Consider the following 17,976-nt stretch of genomic DNA (forward strand, 5'->3'; position numbering starts at 1 on the left):
TGCTGGATCTGCCGTTGAGGGAGATGATGTGGGATCAGGGGGGCACCGCCCTCGACCGCACCGAGTACACCCAGCCCGCCCTGTTCGCCGTCGAAGTGGCCCTCCACGGGCTCCTCGACTCCTGGGGTGTGCGCCCCGCCGTGCTGGCCGGCCACTCCATCGGAGAGATCGCCGCCGCCTATGCGGCCGGTGTGCTCTCCCTCCGCGATGCCGCCACCCTGGTGTCGGCGCGTGGCCGACTGATGCAGGAACTGCCGACCGGCGCCATGGTCGCGGTCCGCGCGCCCGAGGCCGAGGTCACACCGCTACTGCGGCCCGGCACCTGGATCGCGGCTGTCAACGCCCCGTCGTCGGTAGTGGTTTCCGGAGATCCGGACGTGGTGACGGCCGTCGCCGCGGACCTGGCCGAGCAGGGGTTGCGCACCAGGCGCCTCCGCGTCGACCGCGCCTTCCACTCCGGACACGTCGACGCGATGCTCCCGAAGTTCGCCGAGGCACTGGCTCCCCTGACGTTCGCCCGTCCCCGGCTGCCACTGGTGTCCTCGGTCACCGGGCGGATCGACGAGGCGTACGACGCGGCGTACTGGCTGCGCCAGGTCCGCGAGCCCGTCCGGTTCGCCGACGCTCTGGCCACCGCGGCCGACCTGGGCCCGCACCATCATCTGGAAGTCGGGCCGAGCAGCGTGCTCACCCCGCTCGTCGGCGCGGACGGCGTCGCGATGCCGGCGCTCCGGTCCGACCGGGCGGAGGACACCGCCCTGCTCACCGCGGTGGCCGCGCTGTCCTGCGCCGGGGTCCCGGTCGACTGGACCGCGCTCGTCCCGCCTGCCGGCGGAGTCGATCTGCCCACCTACGCCTTCCAGCACCAGCGCTACTGGCTCACCGAGGAAGCGCACCGGCCGACCGGCTTCGGCCGATCCGACCACCCCGTTCTGACCTCGGAGTTCACCCTCGCGGGCGGCGGCGAGACGGTGTTGACGGGCAGTCTGTCCACGGACCTGCTGCCCCAGGTCGCCGACCATGTGGTGCTCGGCGAGGTCGTGGTACCGGGTGGCGTCCTCGCCGATATGGCGGTGCACGCGGCCGCGGCCGTCGGCGGCGCGGGCGTCTCGGAGCTGGTGGTGGAAAGCCCACTCGTGCTGGCGGCGGACGGGGAGACGGAAGTGCAGGTACGCGTCCACCTGGCCGACGAGTCCGGCGACCGTGCCCTGAGCCTGTACCGGCGGCAGGCGGGCGGTGACCTGGACTGGGTCCGCTTCGCGGCGGGTGAGGTGGCCACTGCCCCACCCGCGCCGGACCCGGCGCCGAACGCATGGCCGCCCGCTGGTGCCGAACCGATCGACGTCTGCCCACCGGAGGGCGCACGGCTGGGCGCCGCCTACAGCGGGGTCACGGCCGCCTGGGAACGGGGCGACGAGATCTTCGTCGAACTGGACCCGGCGGCCGGCACCTGGGATGCGGCCTGGTACGCCGTACCCGGTCTCGCGGGGCCGCTGGTGACGGCCTTCCGCGGGCTGTGGGCGCGCGGTGGCCCGGCCACCCGGGCCCGGATCGTCCGCCACGACGCGGGCCGGGTGACCTTCGAGGCCACGGACGCCACCGGCCGACCGGTCGTCTCGATCGCTTCCGTGGAGTTCGCCGCCGCGAGCCGCGACCAGTTGGCCGCCGGCCGCAGCGTCACCGAAGATGCGCTGTTCCGCATGGCATGGCAGCCGCTGCCGCTCCCCGCTACTCCCGCGCGGTGCACCGTTGTGGGCACGCCCGGATTCGACCTTCCGGACGCGGACCGCGTTGCCGCGCTCGTCGACGTGGTCGAGCCGGTGCCGGACGCCGTGGTCGTGGCCGCACCCCGCGGTGACGCCACCGACACGGTCTCCGTGACCGCCGAGACGCTGCGCACCTGGCTCGCCGAGAAACGGTTCGAAGGCTCCCGGCTGGTCTTGCTCACACGGCATGGCGCGGTCGTCGGCCCGGGGGACGAGGCCGACCCGGCGCAGGCCGCACTCTGGGGCCTGGTGCGTTCGGCCCAGTCCGAACATCCTGACCGGTTCGCGCTGGTGGACATCGACGGACCGGAGTCTGGCGACGCGGTCGCGGGCGCCGTGGCCACCGGAGAACCGCAGCTGGCGCTCCGTTTGGGCGGTGCGTTCGCCCCGTCCCTGGTACGGGCGGACGCCCCCGCGCCGGAGCCGCTGGACCTCTCCGGACCGGGGACCGTACTGATCACAGGGGGAACCGGCGGTCTGGGCGCGCTGCTCGCCCGGCACCTGGTCGTCCACCGGGGCGCCCGCCGGCTGCTGCTGGTCAGCCGACGTGGCATCGCGGCCCCGGGCGCCGATGCGCTGGCTGCCGAACTGACCGCGCTGGGTGCCGAGATCGACATCCGGGCCTGCGATATCGGCGACCGCGAGGCGCTCACCCACCTGCTGGCGTCGATCCCCGCTGAACACCCGCTGACAGCCGTGATCCACGCCGCGGGCGTCACCGACGACTGCGCATTCCTGTCCCTCGACCGCGGCCGCATCGAACCCGTACTGGCCGCGAAGGCGCAGGCCGCGCACCACCTGGTGGAGCTGACGGCTGACGCCGGCTTGCAGGCGCTGGTGCTGTTCTCGTCGGCTTCCGGAGTGCTTGGCGGACCGGGACAGGGGAACTACGCCGCTGCCAACGCGTTCCTCGACGCTTTGGCGCACCGGGTGCGCCAAAGCGGTGGGCACGCGATATCGCTGGCGTGGGGCCTTTGGTCCGAGCCGGACGGACTCGGCGGCCGGCTCTCTCCGACCGATCTCGCCCGCATGGCGGCCGCGGGAATGCTGCCGCTCGACGCCGACGAGGGCCTGGAACTGTTTGACCGTACGGCCGCGGGACAGGACCCGTTCCTGATCCCGGCGCGTCTGGACATCGCCGGGCTGCGCACCTCCGCCTCCGTGCCCCATCTGCTACGCACCCTGGTGGGCACCCGCGCGGTGCCGGCGTCCGCCCCCTTCCCCCTGGCCGAACGCCTGGCAGAGCTTGACGACGCCGCCCGCGAGCGTGCGGTCGAGGACCTGGTGGGACGGCATGTCGCCCGGGTCCTGGGACACGCCGCGGGGACGGCCGTCGACCCGGACCGCGGGCTGCTCGACCTCGGCCTCGATTCGCTGACCGCGGTCGAACTGCGCAACCACCTTGAACGTGAGACCGGTCTACGGCTGTCCGCCACCGTCGCCTTCGACTACCCAACCTCGCGCGCACTGGCCGATCACCTCACCGACAGGCTGGCTCCGGCCCCCGCGCCCCGACCCGTCGCCTCGCTCGAATCGGCGCTCGGCGGACTCGAAGCAGCCCTGGGTGATGCGGACCCGGCTCACCACAGCGAGGTGACGGACCGGTTGACCGATCTCCTGCGTCAGTGGACCAACCGGAGTACCCCGGATCACACCGGCGCAACCCCTCCGGACCTGACCGATGCCTCCTTGACCGAAGTCCTGGACTTCATCGACGCCGAATTCAAACTGTCCTGACCAGCACTTACGTGACGCCCTGTCCGTCGGCCTTCGGCGCACGGAGAAAGTGCGCCGAAGGCCGACGGACAGGACGCAATCGGTGAAGACCCGCGGCTCATTCCGTCTTCTCGACCGAAGTCGTCCACTGTAACGAACGCCATTTCAGGAGACCTGGCATGGACAATCCGTCCTATGACTTCAAAGGCACGTTCTCTGCGCTCATCAACGGCAACTGTCCCCACCACATCAAGGGCAACCGCATCCATGTGCTGTCGACGGCGCCGCCGTCGCGAGCGGCGGTCTGATAGCGATGGTGGTCGAAGAAAGCCGGCTGGACGGTCTTACCCGAGTCGAGTACGTGAAGTCCGGAAGGGTGGCTCACATCACGCTTGACCGCCCGGACCGTCTGAATGCCATGGACCTGCTGATGCACGAGGAACTGACGCTGGTCTGGGACGACTTCGAACGGGACGACGAACTGTGGGTGGCCGTACTCACGGGCGCGGATGATCGTTCGTTCTCCGTCGGCCAGGATCTCCAGGAACTCTCCGAGCGTGTTCGCGCGGGAACGGCGGAGCCGAGCACGTTCGGGAGCCGGGGAAAGCCCGGCTGGCCACGGCTGACCGAGCGGTTCGGTCTGTGCAAGCCCGTGGTCGCACGTGTCAACGGCTATGCGTTCGGGGGTGGTTTCGAACTCGCCCTCGCCTGCGATGTCGTGATCGCGGCGGAGACCGCGTCCTTCGCGCTGCCCGAGGCACGCCTTGGACTCATGGCGGGGGCGGGCGGGGTGTTCCGGCTGGTTCGGCAGGCGCCTTACCGGGCCGCGCTCGGACACCTGCTGAGCGGCCGTTCCATGACGGCCACTCGGGCCTATGAACTGGGCCTGGTCAACGAAGTGGTACCGCCCGAGGCGCTTGACGACTGTGTTACCGCATGGGTCGAGGACATCCTGCGCTGCGCGCCGCTGTCGGTCAGAGCAATCAAGGAGGCCGCAGCGGCGTCCCTGACGATGCCCCTGGAGCAGGCTTTCCGTACGCGCTTCGTGTGGGAAGAGAGGCGCATGCACAGTGCGGACGCGCAAGAGGGCCCCCTTGCTTTCGTGGAAAAACGACCTCCGGAGTGGACCGGCCGGTAAGTACTGCCCGGCGATGCGATGGGCGGGGGCGCGCCGACGTTCTTGCGCCCCCGGCCCAAGGCCGCGGGGGAACGCGGATCAGCTGCCGAACTGCGACAGGATTTCCCTGATGCGCTTACGTGTTGCTTTCGCAAGCCTTGATCCGCCGTGGATCAAGCGGTGTAGCTCGGTGTCGAGCTGCCGTGCCGTTTCGAAAGGTCGAAGTACGGGACCGGGGGATGCCGTGAGATATGAGTTGCTTGGAAACCTGCGCAGTGCGGCGACCGCGTTCTTCTGATCCCGACCCACCATCTTGCGGCGGTGGTGGAGCTGCGGATCGTCCAGCCATGCCAGGGCCTCGTGCGCCGACCCCAGACGTGTGAGCACGGCGAGTATGCCCAGTGCGGCCGATGTGACGTCCGGAAGGGCCGGTGAGGGGTCCCGCGACAGCGGCAGCTGGTCGATCACGGCCGCGCTGTCCGCGTGGAAGACGTCCTCGGCGAGCGCGATGGCGGCCGCACCGCCGTACCGTTCGATTTCAGGGTCGTAGGTGTCCAGGACCATGCGGTCGGCGAGTCCCGCGCTACGCACGTGCTCCATCCACTGGCGCAGTTCGGGCAGCAGAGCGGACCACAGGCGGTTCGGTTTGCCGTGAAAGCGCAGCCGCAGATGCGGATCGGGGTCCGCGTACCGCAGGAAGAACCAGGAGTCGGTGCCGGTGGCACCCAGCAGCTCCGGACGGGTCAGGCGCCCGACATGGTGGGCAAGCAACTGTGCCTGCACCTCTTCGGGCGCGTACACCTTGGCGTAGAGCCACTCGCCACCTGGTACGTGGGCCTCGGCCTCCCGTCCCAGCAGGGGCGGCTGCGACGGTACCGACCATGGCGCGGTGCGGCGAGTCGCCGGAGGGGCTCCGGTGGTGGCCGCCGAGGATTCGTCCGGCGTGAGCTTCTTCGCTTGCGCGGCGCGGGGGGAGTGCCGGCCGAACAGGGGGAAGACGAACTCGCAGGCGTGTGCGCCGTCCGGCCCGGACAGCCATTGCCGGCCCTGTGCTCCGCCGTACTGCTCCACCACGACGAGACCGGCGCCGCGGCGTACTTCGTCCTGGAAGGCCAAGAGGTGCAGTTGGTCGTCGAGATCCACGGCGATACGGGTGTCGGCGCGCGTCAGAAGGACGTGTCGGGGCAGGTCCCAGCGGCGCCGCCACTTCGCCACCTCGCCGTGCCATGCCCGCTCCGGCCCGTCCGCCCCCTGCACCAGCGCCAGGTCGGGCAGCCAGCGGGCCGGCGACAGCACCGCCTTCCGGTAGGTCACGCGTGGCTGCGCTGGCGCCGCGGACCACCGGCCCCAGTTCCATGGCGGACACCATTCCTGGCCTTCCTGCCCCAGTTCCAGCAGGAAGCGTGCCACGTGCGGCACATGGCCGCTGAGCGGATTGAGCATGGAGTACGACAGGGGCCGTATCCGCTCGCCTGTCGTGGTGTGCACCAGGTGAAGTCCGTTGAGGTCGGCTTGGACAGCCAGATCCGCCAACCGCAGATCCGTGAGGTGCGGGGTGGCAGCCGGGCCGACACCCAAGGGAATGCGGTGGTCCAGCCATTGCGGGACGGCAGCGACGTTCGAGGAGCGGATGGCCCGGGGGCGGTATGCGACGGCGGCGGGACGTGCGCCGTCCGACCGGTTCTCCTGGCCGCGCAGCACGAGCTCCCGGATCCGTGCCGAGCCCTGGCCCAGTGCCGGCGCGAAACGGCTAAAGGTCGCTCCGCCCAGAGGCGATCCGGGATTGGCCCCCAGCACCAGCCGGAAGTCCCCGTCCCACAACGACTGTCGGCTCCGTGTTACCAGCTCGGCGCCCAACTCCCATGAGACGGGTGGCCTTGGCTCATCCTCTCCGCCGGCCCGGTCGCTGCCGAGCGCACGGAGCACTGCTTCGTCCAGGACCACTTCCGGAACACTGCCCGCATCCTCGATGCCTCGGCGCATGGCGCCGAGGAACAGCTCGCCGAGCACCCTGTCGCGTTCCTCGGTCCCGGGAGGGGTGGCGGACGGCGGTGTAGGCCTGCGCACGTACGGTTCGGGGACGCCGAGACCTCGTGCCGGATCGAGAAGCGTCAGCACCGGTACCAGGCGCTCGGTTCCGTAGCGTTCCAGAAACCGCTGGTGGAAGTCGCGGAGATGCGGGCTGCCGGCCTGGTTGGAGGATGTCCGCCACAGAGCCGTGGCCGTGTGCTCCACCTCGCGCTGCACCTCGCGCGGCAGCACCACCTGCGCGTCCAGCGCCGTGTCGACGTGCACGACGTCCTCGGCGTCGTGCAGGTCCCGCATGCGCTCGGAGACCGTGGCCAGCGCCCGGCCCCAGCCGGACGGCGTGGTGGCGTCAAGGGCATCCAACGCCCCCTGAACACCGTCCAACGCGTCGGCGACCGGATGGTCGAGGCCGTCGAGACGGCTTCGCACGTGGGCGAGCGGGGTCGTGCAATCGGGCGGTGGTGTGAGATCGCTGAGCAGGAAGCCGCCGCGTACCAGCTGCGCAATACAGCGTTCCACCGCTCCCTCGGAAGCCTGGGGGAGCCTGTCCGCCAACTGCTTGGCGAGACCGGACCAGGCCACCGGAGCGGCCGCCAGATCCAGGGCGGCTTGCACAGGGCCGGTCATGCGTACGGAGTGGAGCAGCCGCTTGGCGCCGGTCGCGTCATGAGCGTCGAGGAGCACCAGGCGTCCGTTGCGGACGATCCGCAGTTCGTTGGCGACCAGCCGGGTGCGTTGCAGGACCCCCGGAACCTTCTGGAGTTCACGGAGAAGCCCTGCCAGCCATTCCGAGTCCGGACGGCTCACCGCACGGTGCCCGCTTCCTGTGCGGAGGGCAGGTGTGGCGCCGAACTCCGCCACGGATACGCCTGCGAAGAGGCCGAAGGGCGTGGGCCGGTAGGTCATGCGGAGCTGGTACTTGATCAGCGAGATCAGCAGTCGGCGCAGCCGCTTGTGCTTGACCGTGCCGCCGGAGAGAACCTTGTGCGCTTCGCGCGCCAGGCTCGGGCTGGCCAGGCTCACGGCGGCCGAGAACACCGGATCAGCGGTCAGCCGACCGAGCAGCGCGCGCAACCGGCTCTCCTCCTCGTCGTCCTCATCGCCGGACGGACATACGGAGCTGGAAGCGGCGGTGCCACGGCAGTCGGTGGTCCCGCGGGTGGAGAAGGGGACCTCCCGCTCTGGAGCGCTGCCGGTGGGCATCGGCAGGATCGCTGCACGCAGCAGCGCTACGTCCGCGGCATCGAAGTCGATGTCATCAGCTCTCATCGGCACCCGCACCTGTCCATTCGTCCGTTGGCTCTTGGGGACGCCGCCCTTCGCTACCCGACGCCACACTCGTCGGAGGGACGCTGTCCGGCAGAGAGAGGTAGCACATGCTTCTAAGCCAGTGGTTAAGGCGTCTTCCGCGACTTTCGGTCGTGGCGGCGTGCAGTCGTTGAGAAGGACACGAAGTCGATGGCAGGGGAGCGGCGGGTACCCCTCTCGCCGATGGTGTGCGACGCCCTGCGGGCGCTGCGCGCGATTCAGGCAGCGGGCCGGTTTTGCGGTCGGGGAGGCGTACGTTTCCACGGACTACGTTCTCGTGGATGCGCTCGGCGCCGTGCTGAACGTCAGGCAGCTGCGGGTCCGCGCTTACCTGATCATGGACCGGAACGGCCTCCGTCGCGCACGCCTGTACGATGCCCGCGCCGCGTGTCTCACTTACTTGGCGAACAGGGGCGTGCTGGATCACATCCTTGCCCGGTGGGCCGGCCACACGAACGTCAAGACGACGAAGAGGTGGTATGTGAAGCCGCGCGTGGACGACCTCCGTCCCGCGGCGGAAGCCTGGGGTGGTTTGGTGGAGACCACCCCCGTCGGTGAAATTTGTGAGATGTGGGAGTGTGAACGGGTGAGCGCCCGACGGGTCGCGGCCACAGCACCGTGTGACTTTGTTGTGACCGCGACCCTCCGGATAGCTTGAACGCGTGAGCGAGACCAAGACCCTTCAGCACCGGTTCGACGGCCCGCAGGACGCCCCCGTACTCGTCCTCGGCCCCGCCCTGGGCACCACCTGGCACATGTGGGACCGGCAGGTCCCCGAGCTGAGCCGGCACTGGCGCGTCCTGCGCTACGACCTTCCGGGCCACGGCGGCGCGCCCGCCCACCCCGCCCCCTCGGTCACGGACCTCGTCGACCGTCTCCTCGCCACCCTCGACGAGCTCGGCATCGAACGCTTCGGCTACGCGGGCTGTTCCCTCGGCGGAGCCGTCGGAGCCGAGCTGGCGCTGCGCCACCCGCAGCGGCTCGCCGCGCTCGCCCTGGTCTCCGCCGCCGCCCGCTTCGGCAGCGCCGACGAGCACCGCCAGCGCGGAGTGATCGTCCGTACCAACGGGCTCGACCCCGTCGCCCGCTCCGTGCCCGAGCGCTGGTTCACCCCTGCCTTCGCGGCCGCCCAGCAGGCCATCTCCGACTGGTCCGTGCAGATGGTGCGCACCACCGACCCCGGCTGCTACATCGCCTCCTGCGAGGCCCTGGCCTCATTCGACGTCCGGGGGGATCTCAGCAGGATCGGCGTCCCGACGCTGGTCCTCGCCGGGTCCGAGGACCGGATCACCAGCCCCGCCGACGCCCGTGTGCTGGTCGCCGGGATACCGGACGCCCGCCTCGCGCTCGTTCCCGCCACCTCCCACCTCGCGCCCGTCGAGCAGCCCGCCGCCGTCACCGACCTGCTGGTCCGCCACTTCACCACCTCCTGGCAGGACCCGGTGTCGGCGATCACGGCCGCCGCGCCCAAGCCGGTGCTGACCTCCACGCCGCCGCAGGCCGTCCCCGGACAGCCGACGGGCCCCGTCGCCGAGATCGGTTCCGCCGAGGTACCCCCGGAGGTCGCGGCCGCCGGCCGCCCGGACCCCTACGACGCCGGTATGCAGGTGCGCCGCGCGGTGCTCGGCGACGCCCATGTCGACCGGGCCGCGGCCGCCGCGGACGACTTCACCGGCGACTTCCAGGAATTCATCACCCGCTATGCCTGGGGCGAGGTGTGGACCAGACCCGGCATCGACCGCCGCACCCGCAGCGTCGTCACCCTCACCGCCCTGGTGGCGGGCGGGCACCTCGACGAGCTGGCCTTCCACACCCGCGCCGCGCTGCGCAACGGCCTCACACCCGCCGAGATCAAAGAAGTGCTGCTGCAGACCGCCGTCTACTGCGGTGTCCCGGCCGCCAACTCCGCGTTCAGGGTGGCCCAGAAGGTCATACGGCAGGAGACGACCCCCCGGGCGTAGCAGGATGGTGGCCGTAAAGGATCAGTGGACACGAGGACCAGGAGGACCTGTGAAGCTGACCAAGAAGGGCCACGCCTGCATCCGGCTGGAGAAGGACGGCCGTGTGCTCGTCATCGACCCCGGCGCCTTCAGCGAGGCGGACGCGGCGGTCGGCGCCGACGCCGTGCTGGTCACCCATGAGCACCTCGACCACTTCGACGAGGAGCGACTGAGGGCCGCGCTGGAGGCCAATCCGGCCGCCGAGATCTGGACCCTGCGCAGCGTCGCCGACCAGATCTCCGCCGCCTTCCCGGGCCGGGTGCACACCGTCGGGCACGGGGACACCTTCACCGCCGCGGGCTTCGAGGCCGAGGTGTACGGCGAGCTGCACGCCGTGATCCACCCGGACATCCCCCGGATCACCAACGTCGGCTATCTGCTGGACGGCTCGGTCTTCCACCCGGGCGACGCGCTCACCGTCCCCGGCCGGCCGGTGGAGACCCTGATGCTGCCGGTGCACGCGCCCTGGAACAAGGTGGGCGAGGTCATCGACTACGTCCGCGAGGTCAGACCGCAGCGGGCCATCGATGTCCACGACGGTCTGCTGACCGCGGTCGCCCGGCCCGTCTACGACCGGGTGCTCGGCCCCGACGGTCCGGGCGTCGGCGGCGCCGAGCACGGCCGCCTCGCCCCCGGGGAGTCCGTCGACCTGCCGTGACCGGCCGGTGCGACCGCCGGCACCGGGCTGTCCGAGCCGGGCGGTACATTCGGGTCCATGCGCATCGCGACCTGGAACGTCAATTCGATCACCGCCCGGCTCCCCCGGCTGCTGGCCTGGCTGGAGAGCAGTGGCCCCGACGTCCTGTGCGTCCAGGAGACCAAGTGCACCGAGGAGCAGTTCCCGCGCGAGCAGTTGAGGGAGCTGGGCTACGAGGCGGCGGTCAACGCCGACGGGCGGTGGAACGGCGTCGCGCTGCTGTCCCGGGTCGGACTGGAGGACGTGACCTCCGGCCTGCCGGGCGGTCCCGACTACGACGGAGCCCAGGAGCCGCGCGCCATCTCGGCCACCTGCGGCGGCGTCCGCGTCTGGTCGGTCTACGTACCCAACGGCCGTGAGGTCGACCACGCCCACTTCGCGTACAAGCTGGCCTGGCTCGAGGCGCTGACCAAGGCCGTGGCCGAGGACGCGGCCGGGGAGCGCCCGTTCGCGGTGCTCGGCGACTTCAATGTCGCGCCGACCGACGAGGACGTCTGGGACCGGTCCGCGTTCGACGGCCTCACCCATGTCACCCCGGCGGAGCGGGCCGCCCTCGCATCGCTGCGCGAGGCCGGCCTCGGCGACCTCGTCCCGCGGCCGCTGAAGTACGACCGCCCGTTCACGTACTGGGACTACCGTCAGCTCTGCTTCCCCAAGAACCGCGGTATGCGTATCGACCTGGTGTACGCGAACGAGTCCTTCACCCGGGCGGTGAAGGACTCGTACGTCGATCGTGAGGAGCGCAAGGGCAAGGGGGCCTCCGACCACGCCCCGGTCGTCGTGGACCTGGAGCTCTGAGCGCTCCGCGGGAAGTGCCGCGAGGTGCCGTCATGCGTCTGCGGCGTGGCCGGTCGCGCAGTTCCCCGCGCCCCTTCGGGGCGCAACCGAACCGCACCGGACTTCAGCGAGGCCGCTTGGCATGGAGCGGGCGCGGCAGGCCCCGCCGGACTACGGCGCCGGGCTCCGCGGGCCCTCCGGCCACGCCCGCCCCGGTCGTCGGGGACCCGGTTCTCGCGCGCGGCCACGGCGCCGCCGGGTCACGGCACCAGTTTCCGCAGGTCGATCGAGTCGGCGAGGGCCCGCAGCCCGGCGTCCCCCGGGTGCAGATGGTCGCCGCTGTCGTACGCCGGGAGCATCCGGGACGGCCGGCCGGGGTCCCGGATCACCGCGTCGAAGTCGAGGACGGCGTCGAAGACCCCGCCGCTGCCACGGACGCCCTGCTCCCGGAGATAGGTGTTGACGGCCGTGCGCCGGGCGTCGACCTCCGGCGAGCAGTCCGGGTATCCCTCGCAGGGCGCGATGGTCGCCGCGACGACCCGCAGCCCCCGCGCGTGCGCCCGCTCCGCGATGGCCCGCAGGCCCGCGATGACCTCCTCGGCGGAGGCGCCCCAGCGGACATCGTTGATTCCCTCGAAGACCACCACCGTCCGGGCGCCGGTCTGGGCGAGCACATCACGCTCCAGCCGGTGCTGGGCGCTGACCCCGCCCGTGTCCGTACTGACCCCGTCGCCCGGATACCGGTCGGTGACGATGCGGTTCGCCGAGATGCCGTGGTTGAGGACGCCGTACCGCGGCACCTCGCTCTGGCTCCGCAGCCGCGCCGCCAGTACGTCCGGCCACCGCCGGTTGGCGTCGACCGTCGACTTGTCGCCATCGGTGATCGAGTCGCCGAGCGCCACGACCGACCCCGGCCCTCCGGCGACGTCGACACCGGTGAGGAAGGGCCAGCTGGTCAGCGACCCGGTGAAGGCCGCGTCCCCGCTGTCCCCCGTACGGTCCCCGCTGCCGGGCGCGCTCAGATACGACCGCTGGTTCGTCCGGCTGTGCACGGGCACGGCCCCCACCGTCCCCGGCAGGTGGATACTCACCAGCAGATTGGTCCCCGCGGGCACCCGGAAGCCCAGCGGGTCGCTGAACACCTCCGCTCCCGCCGGGATATCGGCGCCCGGCCGCCCCGCGAAGCTCAGCGCCACCGGCTTCCCGGAGGCCGCGGCCCCCGCACCCTGCACCGCCACCGACGCGTGCCCGATCCGCGCCGGGGCCGCGGCGAAGGTGTTGGCGAACCGGATACGGACCCGCGGCCCTCCCGCGCTGCTGTGGACCACCAGCCGCAGCGTCCGGTCGCTCCACGGTCCGACCGCGGTGTATCCGGCGGTGCTCGCCGACCAGCTGCCGGTCCACCCGCTCGCCGGTGTGCGTACGGAGGCGGCGAAGACATGCAGATCGGCCGTCGGCCCCGGGTCCCTCGGGAGCACCACCGAGGCGATCTCACGGCCGCGCTCGACCGGGACCGTGACCGCGTACAGCCGGACCTTCTCCGCACGTTGCCCGCCGGGTGCGTTGATGTGCGGCAGGGCGACGGCCTTGGTGCTCAGCGGCCCGGTGCGCCAGTCGGGCGCGGTGAGGGTGTACGTGCCGCTGGAGCCGTCCCGGTAGCGCACGGTCCCGGTGCCGCTCGCCCCGCCGCCCGTCCCCGCGACGAGGAAGGACAGCGCGTCGCCCCGTCCGCTCAGCCGCACCGGCTGCCCGTCGGCCCGGACGTTGTCCGGCTGCCCGGAGGCGGACCGCGGCCAGACCAGCCGGGAGCCGTCGAGGGCGAGCGTACGGCCGGGGGACCAGCCCGCGGCGGCCAGGTCCTGGGCGGACAGGGACCCGCCCGCGCCGTCGAAGTCGGCCTCCTCCGGCCGTGCGTCGTCGCTGATCGCCGTGTTGTCGAAGAGCCGCTCCAGAGGGAGCGGCTCCGTACGGCGTTCGTCCGCGAGAGCGGGTGTGCCCGCGGCGGCGAGCGCGAGCGCCGCACCTCCCGCCAGCGTCCCGGTCGCCGTCCATCGTCCTCTGACGCGCATGGCCGTCCCCTCCCGCATCCGCTGTGATCCGACAGGTGCGGGATGAAAGTAGGGAGACGGGCGGGACGCGTCAATGATCCCCGCCCGAACTGCGGTTGAATTTCGCGCGTCGAGCGTGCCGGTGGTGCGGGAGGGGACCGGGATGCGACCCTGAGGTGTATGCACATCCCTTTCCTGGAGAACTGGCGCAAGCGGCACGGTGCGGCGCGCGGAGTCGCGGTGCTGGGCCCCTCCCAGGACGACCCCCAGGGGGTGGCCGAGCTCCTCTCCGAATGTGCCCTGTTGCGCAGCCAGGCAGCGTCGTTGGGACTGGAACTCGACGACTCCGCACAGTCCTTGGAAGCGCTGGACCAGCTGCTGCCGCGCTGGCGCGACGACCCGGAGGAGCTGCCGTGGCTCGGCAACGACGCCGGTCTCTACCTGGGCACGGTGATCGTCCGTACGGTCCCGGGAGCGGCCTGGCAGGTGTGGCCGAACGGCCAGCCCGTGGTGCGGCTTCCCTCGGGCCGGGAGGTCAACGTGGTGGAGACCGGGCTCGACTGGGCGGTCAGCGGAGCGCCGGAGCTGTCCCAGGTCTACGCGGAGGTCGCCGAGGAGTGACGCCAAAATACGGTTATTGCCGCACTGGTGCGTGTCGGGCCGGAGTGCCGCATTCGGCTGGATAGTTTGCGCTGATGCGCCCACGCCGTACGTTCGCCGCGCTCGCTCTCTGCGGGCTCGTGTTGCTCGCCACCGCCTGCGGCAAGGTGAGCAGCCCTCCGGTCAAGGGCCCGGAGGCCGACCGACTGCCCGTCTACGCCGTGGCCGAGGGCTTCGAACTGCCCGCCTCGCCGACCTGGCGCACGGCCGAGAGCCGCGGGCACCTGGTCGTCGGAGTCAAGGACGACCAGCCCTATCTGGGCGAGAAGGACCCCGGCACCGGCATCTATTCGGGTTTCGACATCGAGATCGCCAAGATGATGTCCGCCTCCCTGGGCTTCGCGCCCAGGACGATCGAGTTCAAGACGATCGCCTCGGCCAACCGCGAGACCGCCCTCAAGAACGGCCAAGTCGACATCTACGTCGGCACCTACACCATCAACGCCCCGCGCAAGCGGCAGGTCGGCTTCGCCGGCCCGTACTACGTGGCCGGACAGCGGCTGCTGGTCCGCGCCGACGAGACCGGCATCCACGGCCCCCAGGACCTCGCCGGGAAGACGGTCTGCTCCGCCGCCGGATCGACCCCGTTGCAGCGCATCCAGGAGAACTACCCGGAGACCAGGGCGGTCGCGTACGACACCTACTCGGTCTGCGTCGACAAACTCCTCACCCTCCAGGTGGACGCGGTCACCACCGACGACACGATCCTGCTGGGCTACGCGGCGAAGGACCCCGACGAGCTGAGGGTGGTCGGCAAGGCCTTCTCCCAGGAGCCGTACGGCATCGGCGTCCCGAGGAGCGACCACGCGCTCCGCTTCGCGCTCGACGACGCCCTCGCCGCCAACGAGCGGAACGGCAACCGGAAGAAGGCGTACGAGGCGACCCTCGGCCTGTCCGGGGTGCCCGCTCCGAAGCCGCCGCCGATCGACCGTTACCCGGCGAGCTGAGCCGGTGATGTGCATGCCGCTGCCCTGGTTCGCCCACTGGGTCGCCGGGAGGCAGCGGGGCAGCCCGAAGACGAGGCCGTGGCGGTGGCCGAGCCGGAGCAGGCCCGCCGCCCCCCGGCGGGCGCTAATCCCGCAGCGGCACGTCGACGTATGAAGGGTCCTCGGCCGGGGAGGAGAGGGTGAGCTTCGCCCCGTCCGGGTTGTGCTCGATGTACAGCGGGTCGACGGTGTCGACGACCAGCGCGAGCCGGTGCCCCGCCGGCACGTCGTACGACGTCGAGATCAGGTCCAGATTCACCCCGAACGGCTTGCCGGGTGTCTTGTCGTGGAAGGTGAACGGCGCGTTGGTGACCAGCTTCCCGATGCCCAGCTGGTTCACGTCGTAGAGATAGGCGATGGCGGTGCCGCTGCTGTGGGTGCTGGTGACCGTGGTGTGCAGCTTCGCGGTGCCGCGGATGCGCTGGTCCGTGGCGTACTTCTCGGACTGCCAGACGGAGGCGAAGGACCGGGGCAGCAGCGGGACCGAGGTGAGGGGCGGGAGCTTGAAGAACTGCTCCATCATGCTGGACAGGACGCTGATGCCGCCGCTCGCACCGGAGTCGGTGTTCGCGGAGATCCGGTGGGTGCCGCCGAGCGGGATCCGGCGGCTTCCGGACGGTACGGACCTCCAGTCCGGGTAGCTCTCGTAGGCACCGGTGGAGCGGGACTTGAGCTGCACGGGCTGCTCACGGTCGATGCCGTTGTCCACGCCCTTGAGGTAGTGGTCGAACCAGCGGTGGGCGTTCGACCAGGTGTCGTTGGGCAGACCGAACAGACCGAGGCCCTCGGCCGTCGCGTGGTCGCCCGGCCGGAACTCCAGCCGCTTGGGCCCCTTGAGCTTCTCGTAGAAGTCGGCGTACTGATTGGGCGGGAAGATGCTGTCGCCCCAGGCGTTGCCCATCATGATCGCCGCACCGTTGGCGTTGATCCGGTCGAGGTAGGTCCCGGGGGACCGCTTGCGGCCCCAGGCGGTGAACTCGTCCTCCGCGTCGAGGTTGGAGCCGAGGAAGTCCTTGGTCACGCGCTGGAATTCGGGGCTGGGCCGTCCGGTGACCTGGCCGAGCCCGACGAGGAGGCTTGCCGCCTGGAGGCTCTGGGTGCGGTTGCTGTAGATGGAGCCCGGGAGGTCCGCCCATCCGCTCATCGAGACCACGGCCTTGACGCGCTTGTCGAAGCCGGCGGCGAGCAGACAGATGCCCGCGCCGTACGACATTCCGGCCATTCCGATCCGCTCGGGGTCGGCCGGGGTGTTGGCCAGGGCCCAGTCGATGACCTTGGAGACGTCGGCGACGTCCGGCGGTCCGGCCACCTCGATATAGCCACCGGACTGCCAGAAGCCGCGCACGTTGTAGCTGACGACGACATAGCCGGCCTCGGCGAGCTTCTTCGCCTGGACCAGGTACTGGGCCTGCGGCATGCCCCAGCTCGTGGGCAGCACCAGGACGGGGCGGCGGCGTGTGCCGTCCGCGTCGCCCGGGGCGACCACATTGGCCTTGAGGACGGTGCCGCCGTCGCCCTCGATGTCGACGAACCTGACGGTCGGGCTTTTCGGTGCCGCGTCGGCCCGGGCCGCTTGAGCGGGGGCGGCCCGGGGCGGCTCGGCCTGGGCGGGAGGAGCGATCGCGAACGCGGTCCCGGCGAGTAAAGCCGCGGCGACGGTGCCCGTGGCGGAGGTGCGCAGGACGTTGCGAGGGTGTCCCATGGTCAGCTCCTGACGGCGTGCCGACTCCTGTACCGGCACACGTCTGTTGGGTGAGCAGACGCTAACCCAAAGCCTTACCGACGGTAATGGTGGCGTAAGTTACGTGAGAGTAACAATTGTTGAAGTCCTGATCGGCGCAGGTGCCTCGGCTGCCTCGGCCGTGTCGGCCGTTCGCCCGGTGCTGGTGCTGTGACCGGGAAGGTTCACCGGCTCGCGACGCCCGGCACGGCACTCCCCCAGCTACCGCTGGGTTGGGCTCCCCCCGGCCGAAGGCTGGGGGAGTGCCCCCACGCTGCGTTGTCGGAGTCGCCCGGGTATGCCCAGTACGAGGGCGATCTCCCCCGGACTCCGTCCGGGGGCACCCCCACCGCCGTGCGATGCACCGCACCGGACGCCGCGAGCTTCCCGGCAACCCTTCCCGGTCACAGCACTACGAGGTGCGGGCAGCGGGGGCCGGGGTGGTGGCGGCGCGGGTGACATCGGCGACGAGCTCGACCACATCGGGTCCGTACGCCTGGGAGTTGACGACCTTCAGCAGCAGACAGAAGGTGTTGCCTCCGTGCTTACGGGCCAGCTTGGCGTGGTGGCGTGCGAGATAACGGGCCGCGGCGTGGTTGGCGTTGGACGCCTGGCCGCAGGCGAGGAAGACCGGACGCGCCTCCTGTCCCGCGGTCAGCCGGGCCAGCAGGACGTACTCCACCGAGCCGCGCTCCATCCGGTACTGCTCGCTGCCGATCTGGAAGGCCCCGCGGTCCGGTCCGGGCTCGTCGTCCGTGTTCACCCTGACGCCGGGCAGCAGCGATTGCAGATGGGCGGCCATACGGTGGTTCGACACGGGCCCGCCCAGACATATCTCGGTGCGCTCGCCGAACCCCTGCTGGGCCGCGTCATGGGCCACCACCTCCGGATGTGCGCCGCAGTCCTTGATGAGGGCGGAGAGCTCCAGCAGGGCGAAGACATCGCGCCGGGCGACGCTCCAGTCCCCGCCGCTCACATGGCGGTTGATCACCAGGAGGCATGCGGAGTTGTCCGGCAGCCCGAAGAAGCGCTGCTTGCGGCGGAGCTTGCGCCGCCACAGGTACGTACGGGTGAACCAGCCGATCGCCGCGGCGACTCCGGTGGCGATCACGCCGAGGACGATATTGCGCACGTCGTCGTTCATGGCCGGGGA

General features: G+C 71.0%; 12 protein-coding genes. 8 read left to right on the top strand and 4 right to left on the bottom strand.

What is annotated here, in order from left to right; genetic code table 11:
- The 3 genes from ACTWQE_RS09380 to dpgD form a co-directional block, all read left to right on the top strand.
- A partial coding sequence (locus tag ACTWQE_RS09380) for an SDR family NAD(P)-dependent oxidoreductase (protein WP_443328381.1) occupies window positions 1–3,503 on the top strand: 3,503 nt, incomplete at its 5' end.
- Between the two features lie 158 nt (window positions 3,504–3,661).
- On the top strand, window positions 3,662–3,790 hold the full coding sequence (locus ACTWQE_RS09385; protein WP_443328382.1) for a hypothetical protein: 129 nt from the start codon (window positions 3,662–3,664) through the stop codon (window positions 3,788–3,790).
- A 5-nt stretch (window positions 3,791–3,795) separates the two neighbouring features.
- On the top strand, window positions 3,796–4,620 hold the full coding sequence (gene dpgD, locus ACTWQE_RS09390) for an enoyl-CoA-hydratase DpgD (protein ID WP_443328383.1): 825 nt from the start codon (window positions 3,796–3,798) through the stop codon (window positions 4,618–4,620).
- A gap of 78 nt (window positions 4,621–4,698) precedes the next feature.
- On the opposite strand, the gene ACTWQE_RS09395 is transcribed toward dpgD, so the two are convergent.
- Window positions 4,699–7,896: a lantibiotic dehydratase gene (locus ACTWQE_RS09395; RefSeq protein ID WP_443328384.1), complete on the bottom strand. Its 3,198-nt coding sequence runs from the start codon at window positions 7,894–7,896 to the stop codon at window positions 4,699–4,701.
- A gap of 701 nt (window positions 7,897–8,597) precedes the next feature.
- Between ACTWQE_RS09395 and pcaDC the strand changes: the two genes are divergently transcribed.
- Genes pcaDC through ACTWQE_RS09410 form a run of 3 tightly spaced genes read left to right on the top strand, consistent with a single transcriptional unit; the run spans window position 8,598 to window position 11,430 of the window.
- Window positions 8,598–9,896 carry a bifunctional 3-oxoadipate enol-lactonase/4-carboxymuconolactone decarboxylase PcaDC gene (gene pcaDC, locus ACTWQE_RS09400; RefSeq protein WP_443328385.1) on the top strand — a complete coding sequence of 433 codons (1,299 nt, stop codon included), beginning with the start codon at window positions 8,598–8,600 and terminating at the stop codon, window positions 9,894–9,896.
- Between the two features lie 49 nt (window positions 9,897–9,945).
- Entirely contained in the window at window positions 9,946–10,593 is a 648-nt protein-coding gene (locus ACTWQE_RS09405) for an MBL fold metallo-hydrolase (RefSeq protein ID WP_443328386.1), read from the top strand.
- Between the two features lie 57 nt (window positions 10,594–10,650).
- Window positions 10,651–11,430, top strand: coding sequence for an exodeoxyribonuclease III (locus tag ACTWQE_RS09410; RefSeq protein WP_443328387.1), 780 nt, complete (start codon window positions 10,651–10,653; stop codon window positions 11,428–11,430).
- A 239-nt stretch (window positions 11,431–11,669) separates the two neighbouring features.
- Here the strand turns inward: ACTWQE_RS09410 and ACTWQE_RS09415 are convergent, their stop codons facing one another.
- Window positions 11,670–13,478, bottom strand: coding sequence for an SGNH/GDSL hydrolase family protein (locus ACTWQE_RS09415; protein WP_443328388.1), 1,809 nt, complete (start codon window positions 13,476–13,478; stop codon window positions 11,670–11,672).
- Between the two features lie 159 nt (window positions 13,479–13,637).
- On the opposite strand from ACTWQE_RS09415, the gene ACTWQE_RS09420 reads away from it, so the two are divergent.
- Together ACTWQE_RS09420 and ACTWQE_RS09425 are read left to right on the top strand one after the other, a co-directional pair.
- The gene (locus ACTWQE_RS09420) at window positions 13,638–14,078 is read left to right on the top strand and encodes a DUF6278 family protein (protein WP_443328389.1); all 441 of its coding nucleotides are present in this window, start codon (window positions 13,638–13,640) and stop codon (window positions 14,076–14,078) included.
- Between the two features lie 74 nt (window positions 14,079–14,152).
- Window positions 14,153–15,064: a glutamate ABC transporter substrate-binding protein gene (locus ACTWQE_RS09425; protein ID WP_443328390.1), complete on the top strand. Its 912-nt coding sequence runs from the start codon at window positions 14,153–14,155 to the stop codon at window positions 15,062–15,064.
- A 124-nt stretch (window positions 15,065–15,188) separates the two neighbouring features.
- Here ACTWQE_RS09425 and ACTWQE_RS09430 read toward each other — a convergent pair whose 3' ends face one another.
- Both ACTWQE_RS09430 and ACTWQE_RS09435 read right to left on the bottom strand, forming a co-directional pair.
- Complete coding sequence (locus ACTWQE_RS09430) at window positions 15,189–16,805, bottom strand: alpha/beta fold hydrolase (RefSeq protein ID WP_443328391.1); 1,617 nt, start codon at window positions 16,803–16,805, stop codon at window positions 15,189–15,191.
- A 430-nt stretch (window positions 16,806–17,235) separates the two neighbouring features.
- Window positions 17,236–17,967: a hypothetical protein gene (locus tag ACTWQE_RS09435; protein WP_443328392.1), complete on the bottom strand. Its 732-nt coding sequence runs from the start codon at window positions 17,965–17,967 to the stop codon at window positions 17,236–17,238.
- Window positions 17,968–17,976: the final 9 nt, after the last annotated feature.

It is taken from the genome of Streptomyces sp. 8N706 (genome assembly GCF_052245415.1).
In the GTDB taxonomy this organism is placed as follows: Bacteria; Actinomycetota; Actinomycetes; order Streptomycetales; family Streptomycetaceae; genus Streptomyces.

Bases quoted from the DNA above. Each gene is read 5' to 3' on its own strand.
- dpgD (WP_443328383.1), top strand. From the start codon at position 3,796: ATGGTGGTCGAAGAAAGCCGGCTGGACGGTCTTACCCGAGTCGAGTAC.
- ACTWQE_RS09395 (WP_443328384.1), bottom strand. From the start codon at position 7,896: ATGAGAGCTGATGACATCGACTTCGATGCCGCGGACGTAGCGCTGCTG.
- ACTWQE_RS09410 (WP_443328387.1), top strand. From the start codon at position 10,651: ATGCGCATCGCGACCTGGAACGTCAATTCGATCACCGCCCGGCTCCCC.
- ACTWQE_RS09385 (WP_443328382.1), top strand. From the start codon at position 3,662: ATGGACAATCCGTCCTATGACTTCAAAGGCACGTTCTCTGCGCTCATC.
- ACTWQE_RS09425 (WP_443328390.1), top strand. From the start codon at position 14,153: ATGCGCCCACGCCGTACGTTCGCCGCGCTCGCTCTCTGCGGGCTCGTG.
- ACTWQE_RS09420 (WP_443328389.1), top strand. From the start codon at position 13,638: ATGCACATCCCTTTCCTGGAGAACTGGCGCAAGCGGCACGGTGCGGCG.
- ACTWQE_RS09435 (WP_443328392.1), bottom strand. From the start codon at position 17,967: ATGAACGACGACGTGCGCAATATCGTCCTCGGCGTGATCGCCACCGGA.
- ACTWQE_RS09415 (WP_443328388.1), bottom strand. From the start codon at position 13,478: ATGCGCGTCAGAGGACGATGGACGGCGACCGGGACGCTGGCGGGAGGT.
- ACTWQE_RS09430 (WP_443328391.1), bottom strand. From the start codon at position 16,805: ATGGGACACCCTCGCAACGTCCTGCGCACCTCCGCCACGGGCACCGTC.